This window comes from Actinomycetes bacterium, assembly GCA_036000965.1.
In the GTDB taxonomy this organism is placed as follows: domain Bacteria; phylum Actinomycetota; class CALGFH01; order CALGFH01; family CALGFH01; genus DASYUT01.
Map to the genome: position 1 here is coordinate 1 of DASYUT010000284.1, position 16,828 is coordinate 16,828.

Below are 16,828 nucleotides of genomic sequence, written 5' to 3' on the forward strand. Positions count from 1 at the left end.
GAGCTGCACCGGGCGCACGGCCGCGAGCAGCACCTCCACGACCCGGGTGGCCTTCTCCTCCACCACCCCGGAGGCGACCGCGATGCCGTAGCCGATGATCTGCCCGTAGAGCAGGAACACGGCGGTGAAGGCGATGGCCTCCCGAGCCCGGTTCTCGGGGCTGCTCGGCTCGAGCGCCTGCACCGGCAGCGGCGCCGGCGCCAGCACCGACTGGATCTGCGCCGGGTTCAGGTCGGTCCCGGCCAGCGCGGCCTGGGCGCGGGCGACCCGTGAGGCCGACTGGACGAGCACCTCGAGCTCGGTGTCGGGGTCGTCCTTGGTCACGACCTGCCTGCCGTCGACGATCACGGCGTCGAGCTTCTCGTCGCGCAGGGCCGCCTCGGCGGCGGCCAGGTCGGCCGGCCGGTGCAGCTTGACCTTCACGCCCGCCAGGGGTGCCTGCTCCTGGAGGGCCCGGGAGAGCCGCTGCGACTCCGCCCCGACCAGCCCGATGTCGTAGGTCGGGGTCCTGCCCGAGCCGAGCAGCTTGGGTACCACGATGAACGCGCAGAGGATGGCCAGCGTCACCAGGGTCGAGATCAGGAACGACCGGTCGCGTGTGCGCTCGACCAGCTCCCGCCGCGCGACCAGGCGCACGCCGTCGAAGCGGGTCATGTCACACTACCTCCCTGAACAGTTCAGTCGTGCCGATCACGGTCACCTCGGGCATGTCGGTCACCCAGGACGTCTCGTCATCTACTGCTCGCCCGGCGTCCTTCAGGCCTGCACCGCCTGCCTGAACAGGTCGGCCAGGGACGGCTCGACCGCGCTGAAGTGGGTGACCCGGCCCGCGGCACGAGCGGCGTCGAGGACCTGCTGCTCGTCGCCGTCGTCGTCCAGTTCGCGCAGCACCCGGCCGTTGGACTTGTCGACCACGGTCATCCCCGGCACGCCGGTCGCCCAGTCGGCCGGGGCGCCGGCCACGTCGACCTGCAGGCGCCGGCGGCGTCCGGCCGCGCGCAGCCCGGCGACCCCGCCGGTGGCGACCAGCCGCCCCTTGTTGATGATGGCCACCGCCTCACACAGCCGCTCGACCAGCTCGAGCTGGTGGCTCGAGAAGATCACCGGGGTCCCCTCGGCCGCCTTGGCCTTGAGCACGCCGGCGAGCACGTCGACCCCGACCGGGTCCAGGCCCGAGAAGGGCTCGTCCAGCACGAGCAGCTCGGGATCGTGGACCAGGGCCGCGGCGAGCTGGACCCGCTGCTGGTTGCCGAGCGACAGCGCCTCGACCCGGTCGCTGGCGCGCTGTGCCACGCCGAGCTGCTCGATCCAGTAGGCGGCCGCGTCGCGGGCTTCCCTGGCCGAGAGCCCGTGCAACCGGGCGAAGTACTCCAGCTGGTCGCGGACCCTCATCCTCGGATAGAGCCCACGTTCTTCGGGGATGTAGCCGACGCGTTTGCGGATTTCGCCGTTCATGGGTCGGCCGCGCCAGCGCACTTCGCCGGCGTCGGGTTCGAGGACCCCGAGGATGATTCGCATGGCGGTGGTCTTGCCGGCGCCGTTGGGGCCGACGAAGCCGAACATCTGGCCCTCGGCGACGGTGAACGACAGGTCGTCGAGGGCGACCAGGTCGCCGTAGCGGCGGGTCAGCCCCTTCAGTTCCAGCACGTGGTTCCCACCTGTTGTCGCGGGCTGCCAAGACTCCGGCTGCACCATAGCAGCGGGGCTGGTCGGTGCCGTCCCGCCGCGGGAGGAACCTGACGTCCTCCTCCGAGGGTGTCGCGCGCGGCCTGTGCCGCCTGGGGTGGGACCCGGCCGGGACGGCGTCGGCCACCTGGCTGCGGTACACGGGCGCTTATCCCCTCTTGACCTGCGTCGAGTATCCTGAGAAGCGTCCGGGCGAGGGGAGTAGCTGAACGAAGCCCCGTCAGCACGCCGCAGCCTGCGCGGCCGGGGCCAGGCCGGAGCTCGAGTGCTCCGGTGGCCAGACTTCGACCGGACCGGCTGCCCCGGCCGTGGTCGGGGTCATGTCAGCAGGCGGGCGCCCCCAGCGCCATATCGAGGAGTGAACAAAACCCGATGGGTGGACGCAACTACCTGAAGACCACGCTGCTGCTCGCCTCCATGAGCGCCGTGGTCCTGTTCATCGGCTCGACCATCGGCGGCGGGCGGTTCCTGCCCCTCGCCCTCGGCTTCGCCATCCTCATGAACGGGGTGGCCTACTTCTTCTCGGACAAGATCGCCATCCGGGCGGCCCGGGCCGCTCCGGTGACCGAGGCAGAGTTCCCCGAGCTGTACCGGATCGTACAGGGGCTTGCCGTCAAGGCGAGCATCCCCATGCCCAAGCTGTACGTGTCGCCCAGCCGGCAGCCCAACGCGTTCGCGACCGGCCGCAACCCCCAGCACGCGGCGGTCGCGGTCACCCAGGGGATCCTGCCGATCCTCGACCGTCGCGAGCTGGAAGGCGTGCTCGCCCACGAGCTGTCCCACGTGATGAACCGCGACATCCTGATCTCGTCGGTGGCGGCCACAATGGGCGCGATCATCACGTTCCTGGCCCGGCTGGCCTGGTTCATCCCACTCGGGGGCGGCGACCGCGACCGCAACCCGCTCGCCGAGATCGCCCTGCTCATCCTCGGGCCGATCGCCGCGCTGGTGATCCAGATGGCCGTCTCGCGGAGCCGGGAGTTCGGCGCCGACTCCTCGGGCGCGAAGCTCACCGCCGACCCGCTCGCCCTGGCCAGCGCGCTGCGCAAGATCGACGCGTACTCGCGCGGCACCCTGCCCGCCACCACCAGCCCGTCAACCGCGCACCTGTTCATCTCCAACCCGTTCAAGGGCAGCGCCGGGCTGGCCAAGATGTTCTCGACCCACCCGCCCACGGCCGAGCGGGTCGCCCGCCTGGAAGCAATGGTCTACGACCCGCGGCGGTACTGAAGCAGGCCCATGGCCCATGCTGCCGCGGCGGGATCGCCCGCGACCTTGGCAGGCGCTCGTGGGGGAAGCGTGGACCTTGCCGGACCGCGGCTCCCCGGCACGTTGGCACAGGCGCTGTTGGGGGGCCGTGGGGGGAGCGAGCTCCCCCCACATCGAACGGGGACTGCCGGGGAGACATCCCCCCGGTGAGTTCCACCAGACCACCTCCACCCAGAGAGGCATGCCAATGAACTGTCCCGTCGACCGCACGCCGCTCACGATGACAGAACGCCAAGGCGTCGAGATCGACTACTGCCCGTCATGCCGGGGGGTGTGGCTGGACCGGGGGGAGCTGGACAAGCTGATCGAGCGCTCGGCGTCCTGGTCGCCCAGGCGCGAGCGGGGCTACGGCGACCACGACGACGACTACGACGACGACGACGACGACCGCGAGCACCGGTCGCGCTCCTACGGCCACGAGTCCTACGGGCACCGGCCCTACGACAAGAAGCAGAAGCGCAAGGGGATGCTCGGCGAGCTGTTCGACTTCTGACCGCCGGCCGAACCTGGCGGTCGGAATCGGAGGGGCGCGGTCGCGAGGGCGCCCGATGCCGAGCGCGAGCGGGATCGCCCGCGGGGTCGTAGAGGCCCGGCGGGCCTCCCGGCGGTCGCGCCGGCCCGTCTTCTGTCTGGCGGCTTTGAAGCCCTGCACGGTGCGCGGGCTTCGCCAGACGGGTCTCACGCCACGGGTCTCACGCACGGGTCTCACGCCACGTGGACGAACGGGCGCCGTCGGCGGTTGGGTTCTGCCTCCCGCAGCACCTCCCGGGTGACAGGGGCGACCTCACCGTCGCCGAAGACGAGGTAGCGCAGCAGGTTCATGACCGGGTTGCCCTCGGTCCACTCGAAGTAGGCGTGGGGCAGCGTGCTGGTCCTGTCGCGGATGTAGAGCAGCAAGGCTGCGATCGCGTTGGGCACGGCGGAGCTGTCGGCCCGCAGGATCCGGTAGCCGTAGCGTTCCTCGCCGGTGACGTGGAGCACCGAGGCGAACTCCGAGGGGTCGAGCACCGTCACCTCCAGGAACAGGACCGGGTCGTCGGCGGGGAGGTGGTGGGCCGCGCGCGTCTGCTCCTCCTTTTCGCGGTACTCGGCCTCGTCGCGGGCGTCGGGCTCGTTGGCGATGATGCTGATTTCGCCCGTGGCCGCCTGGTCGACGAAGCAGCGGGCGGCCGCGTCCATGCGCACCTCGGTCACGCGCAGCTCGGTGGCCCGCGTCGCCCTGGAGATGATCGAGGTGGTGACGATCACGACGACGAAGAAGGACGCGATGCGGATACCCTCTGGTCGCTCGAGGACGTTCGCGACCGTGGTGTAGGCAAAGGCGAGCGTGACCAGGCCGAACGCGATCACGGCGGAGCGGCGGCCACGGCGCCGGGCCGACAGCGTCACCGCGATGGCCGCTGAGGACATCAGCACCAGCACGCCGGTGGCGTACGCCCCGGCCTGCGCCTCGACATCGGCCCGGAACAGCAGGGTGATCGCGAAGGCGACGCAGGTGAACACGAGCGCGAGTGGGCGTACCGCACGGGTCCACTCGGGAGCCATGCCGTAGCGGGGCAGGTACCTCGGCACGATGTTCAGCAGCCCCACCATCGCGGAGGCGCCGGCGAACCAGAGGATGCTGATCGTGCTCAGGTCGTAGGCGGTCCCGAAGCCGTTGCCCAGGTACTGGTGGGCCAGGTACGCCAGTGCGCGACCGCTGGCCTGGCCGCCCTTCTCGAACTCCCGATGGGGGATGAGCACGGTCGTCGCGAAGCTGCTGGTGACCAGGAAGCCGCTCATGATCAGCGCGGCGGTCACAAGGAGCTTGCGGGTGTTGCGGATCCGGCCCTCGGGATGCTCGGGCGTGTCGGTTGGCGCGCCACGCACCAGGGGCATCACGGCCACGCCGGTCTCAAAGCCCGACAGGCCGAGTGCAAGCTTCGGGAAGACGATGAGCGCCACCGCGATCATCGCCAGCGGGCTGCTGTAGCTGGTGGTCAGCAGGTGCCGCCAGTCGACCACGACCTGCGGGTTCTCCAACACGTGCTGCAGGGCGACGACCACCACGACCAGGTTGAGCGCCAGGTAGGTGGCGACGAGACCGACCGCGATCCCGATCGCCTCCCTGAAGCCCCTGAGGAAGATCCCGCCCAGCAGCCCGATCAGGAGCAGTGTGACGGCGACCCGGTGGCCCTCGAGGAAGCTCGGCATGAGCGGGTTCTCAAGGACGTGCGCGGTGGCGTCCGCTGCCGAGAGCGTGATGGTGATGACGAAGTCGGTGGCCACGAAGCCGAGCAGCACCAGCACGAACAGCTTGGCCTGCCACCACGACAGCAGCCGCTCGAGCATCGCGATCGAGCCCTCACCATGGGGGCTCTCCTCGGCGACGCGGCGGTAGATCGGGAGCGCGCCGAACAGCGTGAGCAGGACCAGCAGGATCGTGGCGATGGGCGAGAGCACGCCAGCGGCCAGGGCAGCGATTCCCGGCTGGTAGCCCAGCGTCGAGAAGTAGTCCACCCCGGTGAGGCACATGACCTTCCACCAGGAATGCTGATGGCGCCCGGTCGCCCCCCCGTGCGGGCCCTCCATCTGCTTGGCCTGGTCGGTGAGGCCCTCCAGGAGCCAGCTCCTGAAGCGGGCAGCCAGCCGGGGGCTCGCAACGCCCGTCGTCGTGGCCACATACCCCTCCCGCGTCCAACGCTTGCATCACCCGATGCCCGGCCACCGTCGCCTCGCAGCGTCGAAGGTCCGGCCATCCTCTGGCCATCATATGGTTCAGGGTGGCCCGGTCACGGGCCCACGAGCCCATCTGCCGGCACTCAGCTCTGGCCGTCCCCATGCTGCGGCGCGGCCGCTGGCAAGAGGGTGGGCGACCATGGGACGGGCCTCACTCCTCGGTGGATGGCAGGCGTGCCGGCGCGCCCGTCAGGACGGTGTGGGGTCGGCGTCGCGGGTGCCTGGCCTGGGGGCCGTGAAGAGCGGCGCGAGATCTGGGGCCCGCTGGGGGTCGGTCAGCGCGAGGATCTCGTCGCCGGCGCGCAGCGCGGTGGAGCCCTGGACGGGGACGAGCTGGCCGTGGCGGATCACGAGGCTGATCCACACGTCTTCGCCGAGGTCGAGGTCGCCGATCATGCAGCCGTCGGCCGGGGAGCCAGCCGCCACGACGTGGCGGCGCAGCCCGCGTGGCTCGTGGCGAAACCGCACGCCCAGGCTCCACGGTTCGGGTTCCACGATACGCATCGGCACACCGAGCCGGGCCGCCACGGCAGGCACAAGGCCGCCCTGCACGACGACCGAGAAGGCCACGACCACGAAGACGACGGCGTACAGCCGGGACGCGTCGGGCACGCCGGCGGCGAGCAGGAAGGTGCCGAGCAGGATCGGGACCGCACCCTTGAGCCCGGCCCACAGCACGAACAGCCGCTCCCCCCAGGTCAGCCGGACCGGCAGCAGCAGCAGCCCGACCAGCAGCGGGCGGACCACGAAGGTCAGCAGCACCGCCAGGGCAAGGCCGATGCGCCACGCGCCACCGTCGGGCAGGGTGTGCAGGCCCACGGTGAGGCCGAGCACGATGAAGGCCACGATCTCGGCCAGGCTGGCCAGGGCGGCGTGGAACCGCTCGATCTCACCCTTGTAGGGGGCGCGTGCGTCCCCGGCCAGGATGCCGGCGATGAACACGGCCAGAAAGCCGGAGCCGTGGGCGACGGTCGCCGCGCCGTAGATCACCATGGCGGCGGCGAGCACGCGAAGCGGGTACAGGCCCTCGCTGGGTAGCGGCACCCGGCGCATGAACCCCACCAGCAGCGCCCCACCGGCCACCCCGACCGCCGCGCCGACCGCTAGCTGCAGCAGGAACTCGCCCGCGATGCTGCCCGCCGCGTCCAGGCCCGCGGTCTGGCCAGCGGTCAGCAGGCTGGCCATGAGCGCGATGCCGACCGGGTCGTTGGCGCCGGACTCCCCTTCCAGGATGGTGCCGCTGCGCCCGGCGACCTCCCGTCGGCCGAGCACCGAGAACACCACCACCGGGTCGGTCGGGGCCAGCGCTGTGCCCAGCAGCAGCGCCGGCCACCAGTCCAGACCGAACAGCGCGTGGGCGAGGACCGCCAGCGCCGCGGCGGTGACGAACGTGCCGGCCACGCCGACCCAGATCACCGGGCCTGCTGCCTCCCGGAACCGCTGCCAGCCAATGTGCATCCCGCCGTCGAACAGGATGATCGCAAGCGCCACGGTCACCACCCGCTGGACCGTGGTGACCGACAGCTGGCCCAGCGCTGGCACGACGTCGGAGGCCAGCGCGGCGGCGAGCAGGAAGATCGCGGGGGCGGGGACCCGGATTCGCTCGCTGATCGGGCTGGACAGCACCGCCGCCGTGATGGCGGCGGCGGCGGCCAGCACGAGCAGCGCGAAGTCCTCCACGTCGCTCATGGGCGCGCCGCCGCTCCGGCAGGCAGGACCTGCCGGAGACCACGCGTCTGGTGGGCCCATGGCGGGACGAGCTGCATGCGAGCGTGGAGCAGCGAGTCATCTCCCACCGGCTGGGCGCACGCCCGATGCCGGACGCAGAGCCAGCCCGGACCGCGCCGCACCTGACAGCCCCAACCCTCAGCTTGCGCCGAAGTGGCGCACCAGCTCGCGGGCGTAGAAGTCCTCCCAGCGCTCGTCCGGGTGGCGCCCGGTGTACGCCTTGTCCAGGCGCACCAGCAGGTAGGTCAGCTCGCTGCGGACCACCTTGCCGCCGAGCAGGCCGGGCAGCTCCGACAGGGTGACCAGCCACTGCGAGTACCACGACGCCCAGTCGTCATCGGCGCCGCCGGTGATCCGGAAGACGCGGTGATGGGTCTCGGCCGCCTCGTGGAGCAACTCGCTGACCTTGGCGGTGTGCTCGTCCATGTGCTCAGCCTCTCAGCTCGGTGGGTGTGCCATCCTGCCCCAGATGCAGCATCGGCTCCACGATCGGCTCCATGACAGTGGCGGCCGCGGCCCTCCGCCGCGAGCAGCACCCCTCGCAGGCAAGGGGAGCTGGTAACTGCCACGAAGGCGCCACGCGATCAGGGCGTTTCGGAGATCGCCGTAACAGCCGGGTAGAATCGCCCGCCATGCGCATCCGGTGCGTCCTGCTTGCCTTCCTCGCCCTGGCCGTGGGCGCCTGCGCCGCGCCACAGGACGGCGCGGGGCGGCCGGCAGCCGCGGCCCCCGCCACCACGGCTGCCGCCCGGGCCGCCACCGCCCCGACGGGCCCGGCCAGGCCCCTGCCGCACGGGATCACGCCGGCGGCCCGGCGCCCGCCGGCCCCCGCCCTGCGGGTGACCGCCTTCGACGGCCGCACGGTCACGCTGGACGGCTTCCGAGGGCGGCCCGTGGTGGTGAGCTTCTTCGAGTCCTGGTGCGGGATCTGCCGGGTCGAGCAGCCCGACCTGTCGCAGGTGGCCAAGGAGTTCGCCGGCCGGGTCGGTTTCGTCGGCGTCTCCTACCATGACACCGTGGCCGCCGGCCGCGCCTACCAGGGCCGCTTCGCCGTCCCCTACCCGCTCGCCAACGACGCGTCCGGCCGGACGTGGGCCCGCTGGCGTGTGCCATACCAGCCGGTCACGGTGCTGGTCGACAAGCAGGGCCGGGTCGCCGAGCGCTTCGACGGCGGGACCACGGGCGGAACCCTCCGCACCGCCCTGACCTACCTGGCCGGTGAGTGACCTGGTCGACCAGGCCGCCTCGGAGGAGACCGGCCCCGTCCGGCGGCAGCTCGGGTCGCTGTTCGAGCAGGACCAGCCTGAGCTGGCATCGGCGACGGCGTCACCGGCGGCCTGTGGGGAGCCGCAGCCGGCCACCCCGTTCAAGGGGCCACGGCGGGCGCTGTGGGCATGGCTGCTTCTCGCCCCGGCGGTGACCCTTGCGGTCGGGTTGGTGCTCGGCTTCGCCCTGGGGTCTGCGCGGGCCGGCAGCGAGCAGGTGAGCGCTCCGGCGACGCGCTCGTCGGCGACCCAGCCGTCTCCCACCCCCTCCACGTCGGTGGTGGTCTGGTCATCGGTTTCCTCGGCCTGCCTGGAGACCGCGACCAGGGGCGACGAAGTCATCGAGCTGCTCGTCACCAACAGGCGCAGCAGGATCCCTGACCTGCTCGTGGCTTACTCCGTGGCAAGTCGGCAATGCCGCAAGGACGCATACCCATGAACGAGCGCCCCTCGTGCGGTGCGGCATGTCAGCGGGTCAGCCGGCGTCGGTGACCTCGGCGAGCCGCCGGGCCAGGAAGTGCCGCTCGGCCCTGTTGGTGGCCAGGGAGAGCGCAGCTTGGTAGGCCCTCGCTGCCTCGTCGGCTCGGCCGAGGCGCCGGAGCAGATCGGCACGGGTGGCCGGAAGGTAGGGGTAGGCCGCGAGCCGTGGATCGTCGGCGACCGAGTCCAGGACGGCCAGCCCGGCCGCCGGGCCGTCCATCATGGCGACGGCGACGGCGCGGTTGAGCGCCACGACTGGGGACGGCCACACTGCAAGCAGCGCGTCGTACAGGCCGACCACCTCTCGCCAGTCCGTCTGGGCGTAGGTGGGGGCCTCTGCGTGGACAGCGGCGATCGACGCCTGCAGGGCGAAGCGGCCCGGACGGCCCCGGCGCAAGGCGCCGAGGACCAGCTCGCGGCCCTCGGTGATGGCCTGCTTGTCCCAGCACGAGCGGTCCTGTTCTTCGAGCAGCAGCAGTCGGCCGTCGGCGCCGGTGCGCGTCGCGCGACGCGCGTCGGTGAGCAGCAGCAGCGCGAGCAGCCCGCGGACCTCCCGCTCGTCGGGCATGAGGGCGTGCAGCATCCGGCCCAGGTCGAGGGCGCGCTCGACCAGGTCGGCCCGCACCAGCGCGTCGCCCCGCGGCGCGGTATGGCCGGTGGTGTAGAGCAGGTGGACGACCGTCAGCACCGCGTCCAGCCGGTCCGGCAGCTCATGGGCCGGAGGGACCCGGTAGGGGATGCGGGCCGCGGCGATCTTGTGCTTGGCCCGGGTGATGCGGGCCGCCATGGTGGGCTCGCTGACCAGGAACGCCCGGGCGATCTCGGCGGTGGTCAGCCCGCACACCAGCCGCAGGGTCAGCGCGACCTGCGCCTCGCGCGCCAGCGCCGGGTGGCAGCAGGTGAACACCAGCCGCAGCCGGTCGTCACCGATCATGCTCGCCTCCTCGCCGTCGGCTGGGTCGGGCGCTGCCTGCTCGGTGCCGACCAGCAGCGGCAGCTTGCGGCGCAGCGTCTGGGCGCGACGCAGCACGTCCACAGCCCGGTGCCGCGCGGTGGCGGTCAGCCAGGCGCCAGGGTTGGCGGGGACGCCACGCTCCGCCCAGGTCGCAAGCGCGGCGACGAAGGCGTCTTGGACGCACTCCTCGGCGGCGTCGAGGTCGCCGGTCACGCGCACCGTCGCGGCGACCACGAACGCCCACTCGCGACGGTGCGCCTCGGCCAGCGCCCGGCGGACCTCGACGCCGGTCACACCGACGGGGCCTCGCTCACGCCCCCGGCGGCGTGGCCCCAGAGGTGTCCATGACCGGCCGGAGCTCGATCCCGCCACCCGGGGCAGGGCACTGCTTGGCGAAGGCGAGGGCCTGGTCGAGGTCGGCCGCCTCGATGAGGTAGAAGCCGCCCAGGGCCTCCTTGGTCTCCACGAACGGACCGTCGGTCACGGCCTGGCCGCCTGCGGCGCCGTTGCGGACCGAGGTGGCCGTCGCCGTGGGCTCCAGGGCGTCGCCCGCGAGGATCTGGCCGCCCTGGGCTGCCACGCCCTGCGCGAACTCCCCGTGGGCCTTCATCATCCAGTCCCACTGCTCAGGTGTGGGGTCCGCGAAGCCGGACTCGTCACCGTAGATGAGCAGCATGTACTTCGCCATCGTGGCCTCCTTGGCCTCGGTGTGCTCTGACACTGTCCCGACGAACACCCCTCGCCCGAATCGACAGGCCGACCACCATCTCACAAAGACTTCTCGAGCACCGTCTGGGTTCCCGCTCGGCAAGCCGGTCCGCTCGGCAAGCCGGTCCGGTCGGCAGGCTGGTCTGCTCGGCAAGCCGGTCTGCTCGGCAGGCAGGTCCGGTCGGCCGAGGGTCGTCCGCTCGGGCTGGCGCCGCTCACCGTCCCTACCCTATCCAAACCCGACCCGGACGAACGGACCCTGGAGGAATCGGCATGTCGGCATGTCGGCTTGACCCGTCGAGACCCGTCAGGCCTTCGCCTTCGCCAAGCAGTGCCCTGCCCCGGACCGGACGGCTCAGCCGGTGCCGAAGAAGCGGGCGGTCCGGTGGGCGACGGCGAGCAGCACCTCGGCGGCGTGCGCCTCGCCCAGCTTGGTGTCCCAGGGCGTGCGCACGTAGAAGGCGTCCACCACCCGCTCACCCTGGGTGTCGATCTTGGCGACCCGGATGTCCAGGCCGAGGTCGCTGAGGGCGGCGGTCACCGCGTACAGCAGCCCGAGCGCGTCGCTGGCGCGCACCTCCACGACCGTCGAATGCTCCGACGCGTCGGGCAGCACCCGCACCTCGGGCGGGGCGGGGAGCGCGGCGCGGTAGTCGCGCGCCTTGCGCTCGAGCCTCGCCTCCACGGCCAGCCGCCCGGCGTAGGCGGCCTCGAGGTCTGCGGCCAGGCGCTCCCAGCGTGGTGCGTCGGGCGGCTGGACCAGGAAGCGCTCAAGCGCCAGCCCGCCCGTGGTCGACCACGCCCACGCCTGCCTGACCGACACGCGGTGCAGGGCGAGCACGCCCGCCGTCCGGGCCAGCGTGCCCGGGCGGTCCAGGGCGCACACGGTCACTGCGGCCAGGCCGCCCCCGGCGTCCCGGTCGATGCGGTGGCGGACCTCGCCCGCGGCCGGCGGCGCCAGCAGCAGGCGCAGCTCGTCGACCATCTCCTCGAGCGGGGTCGAGGCCAGGTAGGACGGTGGGAACGTGGCCAACAGCCGCTCGGCCCGCTCGGCCAGGGCCGGCTCGCGCGCCCCGACCGCGCGGGCCAGCGCCGCGAGCCTGTCCTGGCCGTCGCGCGCCCCCCGACCGGTCTGCCCGCCCGCCAGCGCCTGGTCGACCCGGCCGTACAGCTCGCGGACCAGCGACGCCTTCCAGTCGCCCCAGGCGTGCGGCCCGGTGGCGAGCCCGTCGGCCACGGTCAGCGCGTACAGCAGCCGCAGGCGGCGCGCGCTGCCGACCCGACCGGCGACCGCGCCGACCACCGCCGGGTCGTCCAGGTCGCGCCTGGTGGCCGTTTCCACCAGTAGCAGATGCCACCTGACCAGGGCGGCGACCTCCTCGACCTGGTCAGGCCGGAGCCCGATCCGGGTGGCTGCCCGGTGGGCCAGCCGTTCCCCTGCCACGCTGTGGTCCTCGCCGGAGCCCTTGCCGACGTCGTGGAGCAGGGCGGCCAGGTACAGCGTGCCGAGGTCGCCGGCCTCCTCGGTGGCCAGCCGGACGCCCGGGTCGGCCGCCCGCAGCCGGGTGAGCGTGCCCAGGGTCGCGAACGAGTGCCCGTCCACCGTGTAGCGATGGTAGGGGTCGTGCTGGGCCCGGCCCCGCACCCCGGCCCACTCGGGCAGCAGCGCGGACCAGCCACCGACGTGGTCGAGCAGCTCGCAGGCTGACGCGGCGTCCGGCCCGGCCAGCAGCGCCAGGAAGGCGTCGCGGGCCGCAGGGGTCCAGCGTGCCGGCGCGGGCCGGTCGAACGCGTGCCGCAGCCACGACCGGGTGGCCGGGGCGACCGGCCGGTCCACGGCCGCCTTCGCCGCCAGCAGGTGCAACGCCCGGGCCGGCTCGTCGGCGTCGGGCCGCGCGTCGGTGACGAGCATGCCGTCCTCGATCCGGACGCCCTGGCCCAGTGCACGGACCGCGCCCGAGCGGCGGGGGCCGCCGACCAGCAGCTCGACCAGCTTCCCGGCCCGGGCAGCCGTCTCGTGCTCCACGATGCGGGCCGCGGTGTGCACCTCGGCCATGAGCGCGTCCGCGGCATCCCCCCCGGCCAGCCCGAGATGCCGGGCCACCGCCGGCTGCAGGTCGATCCGGAGCCGGTCCAGCTTCCGCCTGGACTGGGCGTGGAGCGCCTCACGCACCGCCAGCAGCAGCTCCCCGGCCGTGTCCAGCTCGGGGTCGCCAGCCGGCCGGCCCGCGACTGCGGCCAGCCAGCCGAGCGCGTGGAGGTCCCGGAGGCCGCCCACGTCGTCCTTGAGGTCAGGCGCGAGCGCCCAGCCGGCCCGGTCCGCCCGCCGGTGCCTGGCCGTGGTCGCGTCCAGGATCCGCCGCACCAGCCGCCGCCCGTTCCGGGCCAGCCAGCGCCGCCGCCGCCCGGCCAGCTCCTCGAAGCCGGTCGGGTTCCCGGCCACCAACCGGGCCGAGAGCAGCGCGGTGGCCGCGTCCAGGTCGCCCCCGGCCCGTTCCACGGCGTCCTTTGGTGTCAGCACGGCGTGCCCCACCTGGAACCCTGCATCCCACAGTGGGTAGAGCAGGGCGCGCACCGCCTCGGGCCCGGGGCCGGACCGGGACCTGGCCAGCACCAGCAGGTCCACGTCGGAGTGGGGGGAGAGCTCCCCCCGCCCGTAGCCGCCCACCGCGATCACCGTCGTCCCGGCCAGGGCGGCCGGTGCCGCCTCGGCGAGGTCGCGGAGCGCGCCGTCCACGGCGGAGGCGCGCCGGCGGGCCGGCGCGCCTCCGTCCGCGAGCTTCAGCGCGCTCGCGGTGCGAACGTCAGAGAGCATCCACCCCCATCTCACCGGTACGGATCCGCACGACCTGCTCGACCGGCACCACCCACACCTTGCCGTCGCCGATCGAGCCCGTGCGGGCCCCGGCCACGATGGCCTTGACCACGTCGTCGGCCTGGTCGTCGTCCACCACGATCTCGATGCGCGTCTTCGGCAGGAACTCCACCTGGTACTCCGCACCCCGGTAGACCTCGGTGTGGCCGCGCTGGCGGCCGAACCCGCGCACCTCCGAGACGCTCATCCCCTGGATGCCGACGCCCTCCAGCGCCTCCTTCACCTCGTCCAGCTTGAACGGTTTGACGATCGCGACGACCAGCTTCATCAGGCCGAGTCTCCTTGGGGGACGCGCACCGGTGGGCCCGGTGCGGGGGCGGCCGCCGGCGCGCCGTGCCCGGCGTGCGGGGCGACACCGCCCGCGCCCTCCGAGAACGCGTAGCCGGCCTCGGCGTGCTGGGCGAGGTCCAGGCCAGTCGCCTCCTCCTCCGCGGTCACCCGCAGCCCGACCGTGGCCTGCACCAGCTTCAGCAGCACGAAGCTGCCCACGAACGAGAAGACCAGCGTGGTCGCTGCGGCGACCGCCTGCTTGCCGAGCAGGGCCAGACCGCCGCCGGCGAGCAGCCCGTCGGCACCAGCCGGGTTGAACGCGGCGTTGCCGAACACCCCGATCAGCAGGGCGCCGAGCATCCCCCCGACCATGTGCACCCCGACCACGTCGAGCGCGTCGTCGTAGCCGAGCCGGAACTTCAGGCCCACCGCGAACGCGCAGACCAGACCCGCGGCCAGCCCGATCGCGATCGACGCCATCGGACCCACGAAGCCGGCCGCAGGCGTGATCGCCACCAGCCCGGCCACCGCACCGGAGGCGACCCCGAGGGTGGTCGACTTCCGCCTGGTCAGCGCGTCGTACAAGGCCCACCCGACCGCACCGGCGGCGGCCGCGGTGTTGGTGGCGATGAACGCGGAGGCGGCCAGCCCGTTGGCGGCCAGGGCGCTGCCCGCGTTGAAGCCGAACCACCCGAACCACAGGATCCCGGCACCCAGGATGGTCAACGGCAGGTTGTGGGGCACGTAGGCCTGGGTCCCGAACCCCTTGCGCCTGCCGATGACCAGCGCCGCCGCCAGCGCCGCCACCCCCGAGTTCATGTGCACCACCGTGCCGCCGGCGAAGTCCAGCGCCCCGAGCTCCCGGATCCAGCCGCCCGGCGCCCACACCCAGTGGGCCAGCGGCGCGTAGATCAGCAGGAGCCACAGGCTGGTGAACGCCACGTACCCGGAGAACTTCATCCGCTCGGCGAACGCACCCGTGATCAGGGCCGGGGTGATGACCGCGAACATCAGCTGGAACGCGGCATAGGCGAGATGCGGGATGGTCGGGGCCAGGTCGGCGTTGGGCTCCTGGCCGACCCCGGCGAAGCCGAGGTAGTCGAGCCCGCCGATCAGGTGGCCCTTGTCCGGGCCGAACGCCAGGCTGTACCCGACCAGCACCCACAACACGCTCACCAGCCCGAGCGCGAACATGCTCTGCATCACCGTGCCGAGCACGTTCTTGGCCCGCACCATGCCACCGTAGAACAGGGCGAGCCCTGGGGTCATGAACATGACCAGGCCCGCCGAGATCAGGACGAAAGCGGTATCCCCGCTGTTCACAGATGCGCCTCCTCACTTGCCGTCCGTGCTCGTAAGGGGTACCCGACCGATGTTTCCGACGTGTTTCCTGGCCGTTGAACCACCGTAAATCCGTCCGCCGCTTCGAAACCCGCTTCCCACGCCGGCCCCGATGCCCCATGCTCCCGCCCGAGCCACCACAGGCAGGAAGGAGCCCATCCGTGCTGGTCGGTGAGCGGGTACGCCTCCGCCCGCTCGAACGGGAGGACGCCCACCGCATGTGGGAGTTCAAGAACGACGCCGAGCTGCACGTCCTCGGCGACGACACCCCGCCCAGGCCCTGGTCGCTCGCGCGCGTCCAGGCCGAGCTCGACACGATCACGGCCGGCGCCGACGACCGCGACGAGTTCGCGATCGAGGCCGACGGCAAGCTCATCGGCGCCTGCAACCTCCGCGACTTCGACCGCACGGCCCAGACCTGCTCGTTCGGCATCTGGGTCGGCGACCGCGCCTACTGGGGTGGCGGCTACGGGCGCGAGGCGCTCAGCATCCTGCTCGACTACGCCTTCCGCGTCCGCAACCAGCGCAAGGTCACCCTCGACGTGCAAGCCGTCAACCAGCGGGCCATCCGCACCTACCAGCGGCTCGGCTTCGTCGAAGAGGCTCGCCAGCGCGAGCAGGTCTGGGTCGACGGCCGCTACGGCGACCTCGTCCACATGGGCCTGTTCCGCCACGAGTGGGACGCCGCCGTCTGACCGGGGTTCTGCTTCGGCGTCTTCGCGGTCTGGTCGGCGATCAAGTCCTGGCTGCGCGAGGGCTACCTCAGCCCCTCGCCAGATGGGGACTCCCTCAGCCCCTCGCCAGATGGGGATCGCCCTCGGGCCCGCGGCGATGCTGTCGGTGACCCTCCTCAGGCTCTGCGGCCCGGGACCTGCGCGGTCGCGACCGCCCGGCTGCCGCCGTTACCGCGGGCGGCGCCGGGCGCGCTCGTACACGTCGTCGTACCGCGCTGGCGAGGCGGCCGCCGCGCCGAGCGCCAGCCTGACCCCGATGCCGGCTGCCAGCACGAGCGCGATGACGATGCTCGGGATCATTTCGTGTGCCTCCTGGGCGACGCACCCCGGGCGAGCAGTGGCGCTGGCCGCCCGGTCGATCCGGGGAAGAACGCGGGACCAAATTGTCGCAGCAACGCAGACAGGACCGAATACGCAGGAAGACGCAGATACGCCGCAGGAAATCCGCAGAGCAGCCGCGTCGCGACGGGGAGGCGCCGGCCGCCCGGGTGGCAGCAGTCTCCCCATCCCCCATCCCCCGGCACCCTGCTCCGCTTGTAGGCTCGTCGTCCTGGGCGTCGTCGCCGGCGAGGCGCGTCTCATCATCCCCGGCACCCTGCTCCGCTTTAGGGGTCAAGGTCGGGTGAACGGTTGTGGGGTGCTGGTGGTTGTCGGTATCATCCGCCGCGGTCCGTGTGGTCGTCCGCGTCGCCGGGCGACCAGCCGACCGGCCGTGGCAGGGTGCCCGAGCGGCCAAAGGGAGCGGTCTGTAAAATCGCCGGCAATGCCTTCACAGGTTCGAATCCTGTCCCTGCCACAC

At 72.6% G+C, this 16,828-nt stretch carries 16 protein-coding genes and 1 tRNA gene; 6 read left to right on the forward strand and 11 right to left on the reverse strand.

Annotated elements, in window-relative coordinates; translation table 11 throughout:
- Both VG276_24660 and VG276_24665 read right to left on the reverse strand, forming a co-directional pair.
- On the reverse strand, nt 1-654 hold a 654-nt coding region (locus VG276_24660), incomplete at its 3' end, for an ABC transporter permease (GenBank protein ID HEV8652490.1).
- A gap of 102 nt (nt 655-756) precedes the next feature.
- Nucleotides 757-1,647, reverse strand: coding sequence for an ATP-binding cassette domain-containing protein (locus tag VG276_24665; protein ID HEV8652491.1), 891 nt, complete (start codon nt 1,645-1,647; stop codon nt 757-759).
- Between the two features lie 411 nt (nt 1,648-2,058).
- Here VG276_24665 and VG276_24670 point away from each other — a divergent pair, with 411 nt between their 5' ends.
- Together VG276_24670 and VG276_24675 are read left to right on the forward strand one after the other, a co-directional pair.
- Nucleotides 2,059-2,916, forward strand: coding sequence for a zinc metalloprotease HtpX (locus VG276_24670; GenBank protein ID HEV8652492.1), 858 nt, complete (start codon nt 2,059-2,061; stop codon nt 2,914-2,916).
- A 226-nt stretch (nt 2,917-3,142) separates the two neighbouring features.
- A complete protein-coding gene (locus tag VG276_24675) occupies nt 3,143-3,448 on the forward strand; it encodes a zf-TFIIB domain-containing protein (GenBank protein HEV8652493.1) in 306 nt (101 codons plus the stop codon).
- Between the two features lie 212 nt (nt 3,449-3,660).
- On the opposite strand, the gene VG276_24680 is transcribed toward VG276_24675, so the two are convergent.
- The 3 genes from VG276_24680 to VG276_24690 form a co-directional block, all read right to left on the reverse strand.
- A complete protein-coding gene (locus VG276_24680; GenBank protein HEV8652494.1) occupies nt 3,661-5,616 on the reverse strand; it encodes an amino acid transporter in 1,956 nt (651 codons plus the stop codon).
- 246 nt (nt 5,617-5,862) lie between these two features.
- Nucleotides 5,863-7,362, reverse strand: a complete 1,500-nt coding sequence (locus VG276_24685; GenBank protein HEV8652495.1) for a potassium/proton antiporter — start codon at nt 7,360-7,362, stop codon at nt 5,863-5,865.
- A gap of 177 nt (nt 7,363-7,539) precedes the next feature.
- On the reverse strand, nt 7,540-7,827 hold the full coding sequence (locus tag VG276_24690) for a hypothetical protein (protein ID HEV8652496.1): 288 nt from the start codon (nt 7,825-7,827) through the stop codon (nt 7,540-7,542).
- 206 nt (nt 7,828-8,033) lie between these two features.
- On the opposite strand from VG276_24690, the gene VG276_24695 reads away from it, so the two are divergent.
- The gene (locus VG276_24695; protein HEV8652497.1) at nt 8,034-8,627 is read left to right on the forward strand and encodes a TlpA disulfide reductase family protein; all 594 of its coding nucleotides are present in this window, start codon (nt 8,034-8,036) and stop codon (nt 8,625-8,627) included.
- Complete coding sequence (locus tag VG276_24700; protein HEV8652498.1) at nt 8,620-9,105, forward strand: hypothetical protein; 486 nt, start codon at nt 8,620-8,622, stop codon at nt 9,103-9,105. Before VG276_24695 ends, VG276_24700 begins: the two co-directional genes overlap by 8 nt.
- Nucleotides 9,106-9,141: 36 nt before the next feature.
- Here VG276_24700 and VG276_24705 read toward each other — a convergent pair whose 3' ends face one another.
- The 5 genes from VG276_24705 to VG276_24725 all read right to left on the reverse strand — a co-directional run bounded on the left by VG276_24705 (nt 9,142) and on the right by VG276_24725 (nt 15,277).
- The gene (locus VG276_24705) at nt 9,142-10,395 is read right to left on the reverse strand and encodes a sigma-70 family RNA polymerase sigma factor (protein ID HEV8652499.1); all 1,254 of its coding nucleotides are present in this window, start codon (nt 10,393-10,395) and stop codon (nt 9,142-9,144) included.
- A gap of 16 nt (nt 10,396-10,411) precedes the next feature.
- Nucleotides 10,412-10,789, reverse strand: coding sequence for a YciI family protein (locus VG276_24710; protein HEV8652500.1), 378 nt, complete (start codon nt 10,787-10,789; stop codon nt 10,412-10,414).
- Nucleotides 10,790-11,164: 375 nt separating this feature from the next.
- On the reverse strand, nt 11,165-13,624 hold the full coding sequence (glnD, locus tag VG276_24715; GenBank protein ID HEV8652501.1) for a [protein-PII] uridylyltransferase: 2,460 nt from the start codon (nt 13,622-13,624) through the stop codon (nt 11,165-11,167).
- Nucleotides 13,614-13,952, reverse strand: a complete 339-nt coding sequence (locus VG276_24720) for a P-II family nitrogen regulator (GenBank protein HEV8652502.1) — start codon at nt 13,950-13,952, stop codon at nt 13,614-13,616. Before VG276_24720 ends, glnD begins: the two co-directional genes overlap by 11 nt.
- Nucleotides 13,952-15,277, reverse strand: coding sequence for an ammonium transporter (locus VG276_24725; GenBank protein ID HEV8652503.1), 1,326 nt, complete (start codon nt 15,275-15,277; stop codon nt 13,952-13,954). The genes VG276_24720 and VG276_24725 overlap by 1 nt, the downstream gene beginning before the upstream one ends.
- A gap of 179 nt (nt 15,278-15,456) precedes the next feature.
- Here VG276_24725 and VG276_24730 point away from each other — a divergent pair, with 179 nt between their 5' ends.
- Nucleotides 15,457-15,990, forward strand: coding sequence for a GNAT family protein (locus VG276_24730; GenBank protein ID HEV8652504.1), 534 nt, complete (start codon nt 15,457-15,459; stop codon nt 15,988-15,990).
- A gap of 207 nt (nt 15,991-16,197) precedes the next feature.
- Here VG276_24730 and VG276_24735 read toward each other — a convergent pair whose 3' ends face one another.
- Nucleotides 16,198-16,329 carry a hypothetical protein gene (locus VG276_24735; GenBank protein HEV8652505.1) on the reverse strand — a complete coding sequence of 44 codons (132 nt, stop codon included), beginning with the start codon at nt 16,327-16,329 and terminating at the stop codon, nt 16,198-16,200.
- Nucleotides 16,330-16,743: 414 nt separating this feature from the next.
- Between VG276_24735 and VG276_24740 the strand changes: the two genes are divergently transcribed.
- A tRNA-Tyr gene (locus VG276_24740) sits at nt 16,744-16,825 on the forward strand.
- Nucleotides 16,826-16,828: the final 3 nt, after the last annotated feature.

Bases quoted from the DNA above. Each gene is read 5' to 3' on its own strand.
- VG276_24710 (HEV8652500.1), bottom strand. From the start codon at position 10,789: ATGGCGAAGTACATGCTGCTCATCTACGGTGACGAGTCCGGCTTCGCG.
- VG276_24685 (HEV8652495.1), bottom strand. From the start codon at position 7,362: ATGAGCGACGTGGAGGACTTCGCGCTGCTCGTGCTGGCCGCCGCCGCC.
- VG276_24670 (HEV8652492.1), top strand. From the start codon at position 2,059: ATGGGTGGACGCAACTACCTGAAGACCACGCTGCTGCTCGCCTCCATG.
- VG276_24690 (HEV8652496.1), bottom strand. From the start codon at position 7,827: ATGGACGAGCACACCGCCAAGGTCAGCGAGTTGCTCCACGAGGCGGCC.
- VG276_24735 (HEV8652505.1), bottom strand. From the start codon at position 16,329: ATGATCCCGAGCATCGTCATCGCGCTCGTGCTGGCAGCCGGCATCGGG.
- VG276_24720 (HEV8652502.1), bottom strand. From the start codon at position 13,952: ATGAAGCTGGTCGTCGCGATCGTCAAACCGTTCAAGCTGGACGAGGTG.
- glnD (HEV8652501.1), bottom strand. From the start codon at position 13,624: ATGCTCTCTGACGTTCGCACCGCGAGCGCGCTGAAGCTCGCGGACGGA.
- VG276_24695 (HEV8652497.1), top strand. From the start codon at position 8,034: ATGCGCATCCGGTGCGTCCTGCTTGCCTTCCTCGCCCTGGCCGTGGGC.
- VG276_24675 (HEV8652493.1), top strand. From the start codon at position 3,143: ATGAACTGTCCCGTCGACCGCACGCCGCTCACGATGACAGAACGCCAA.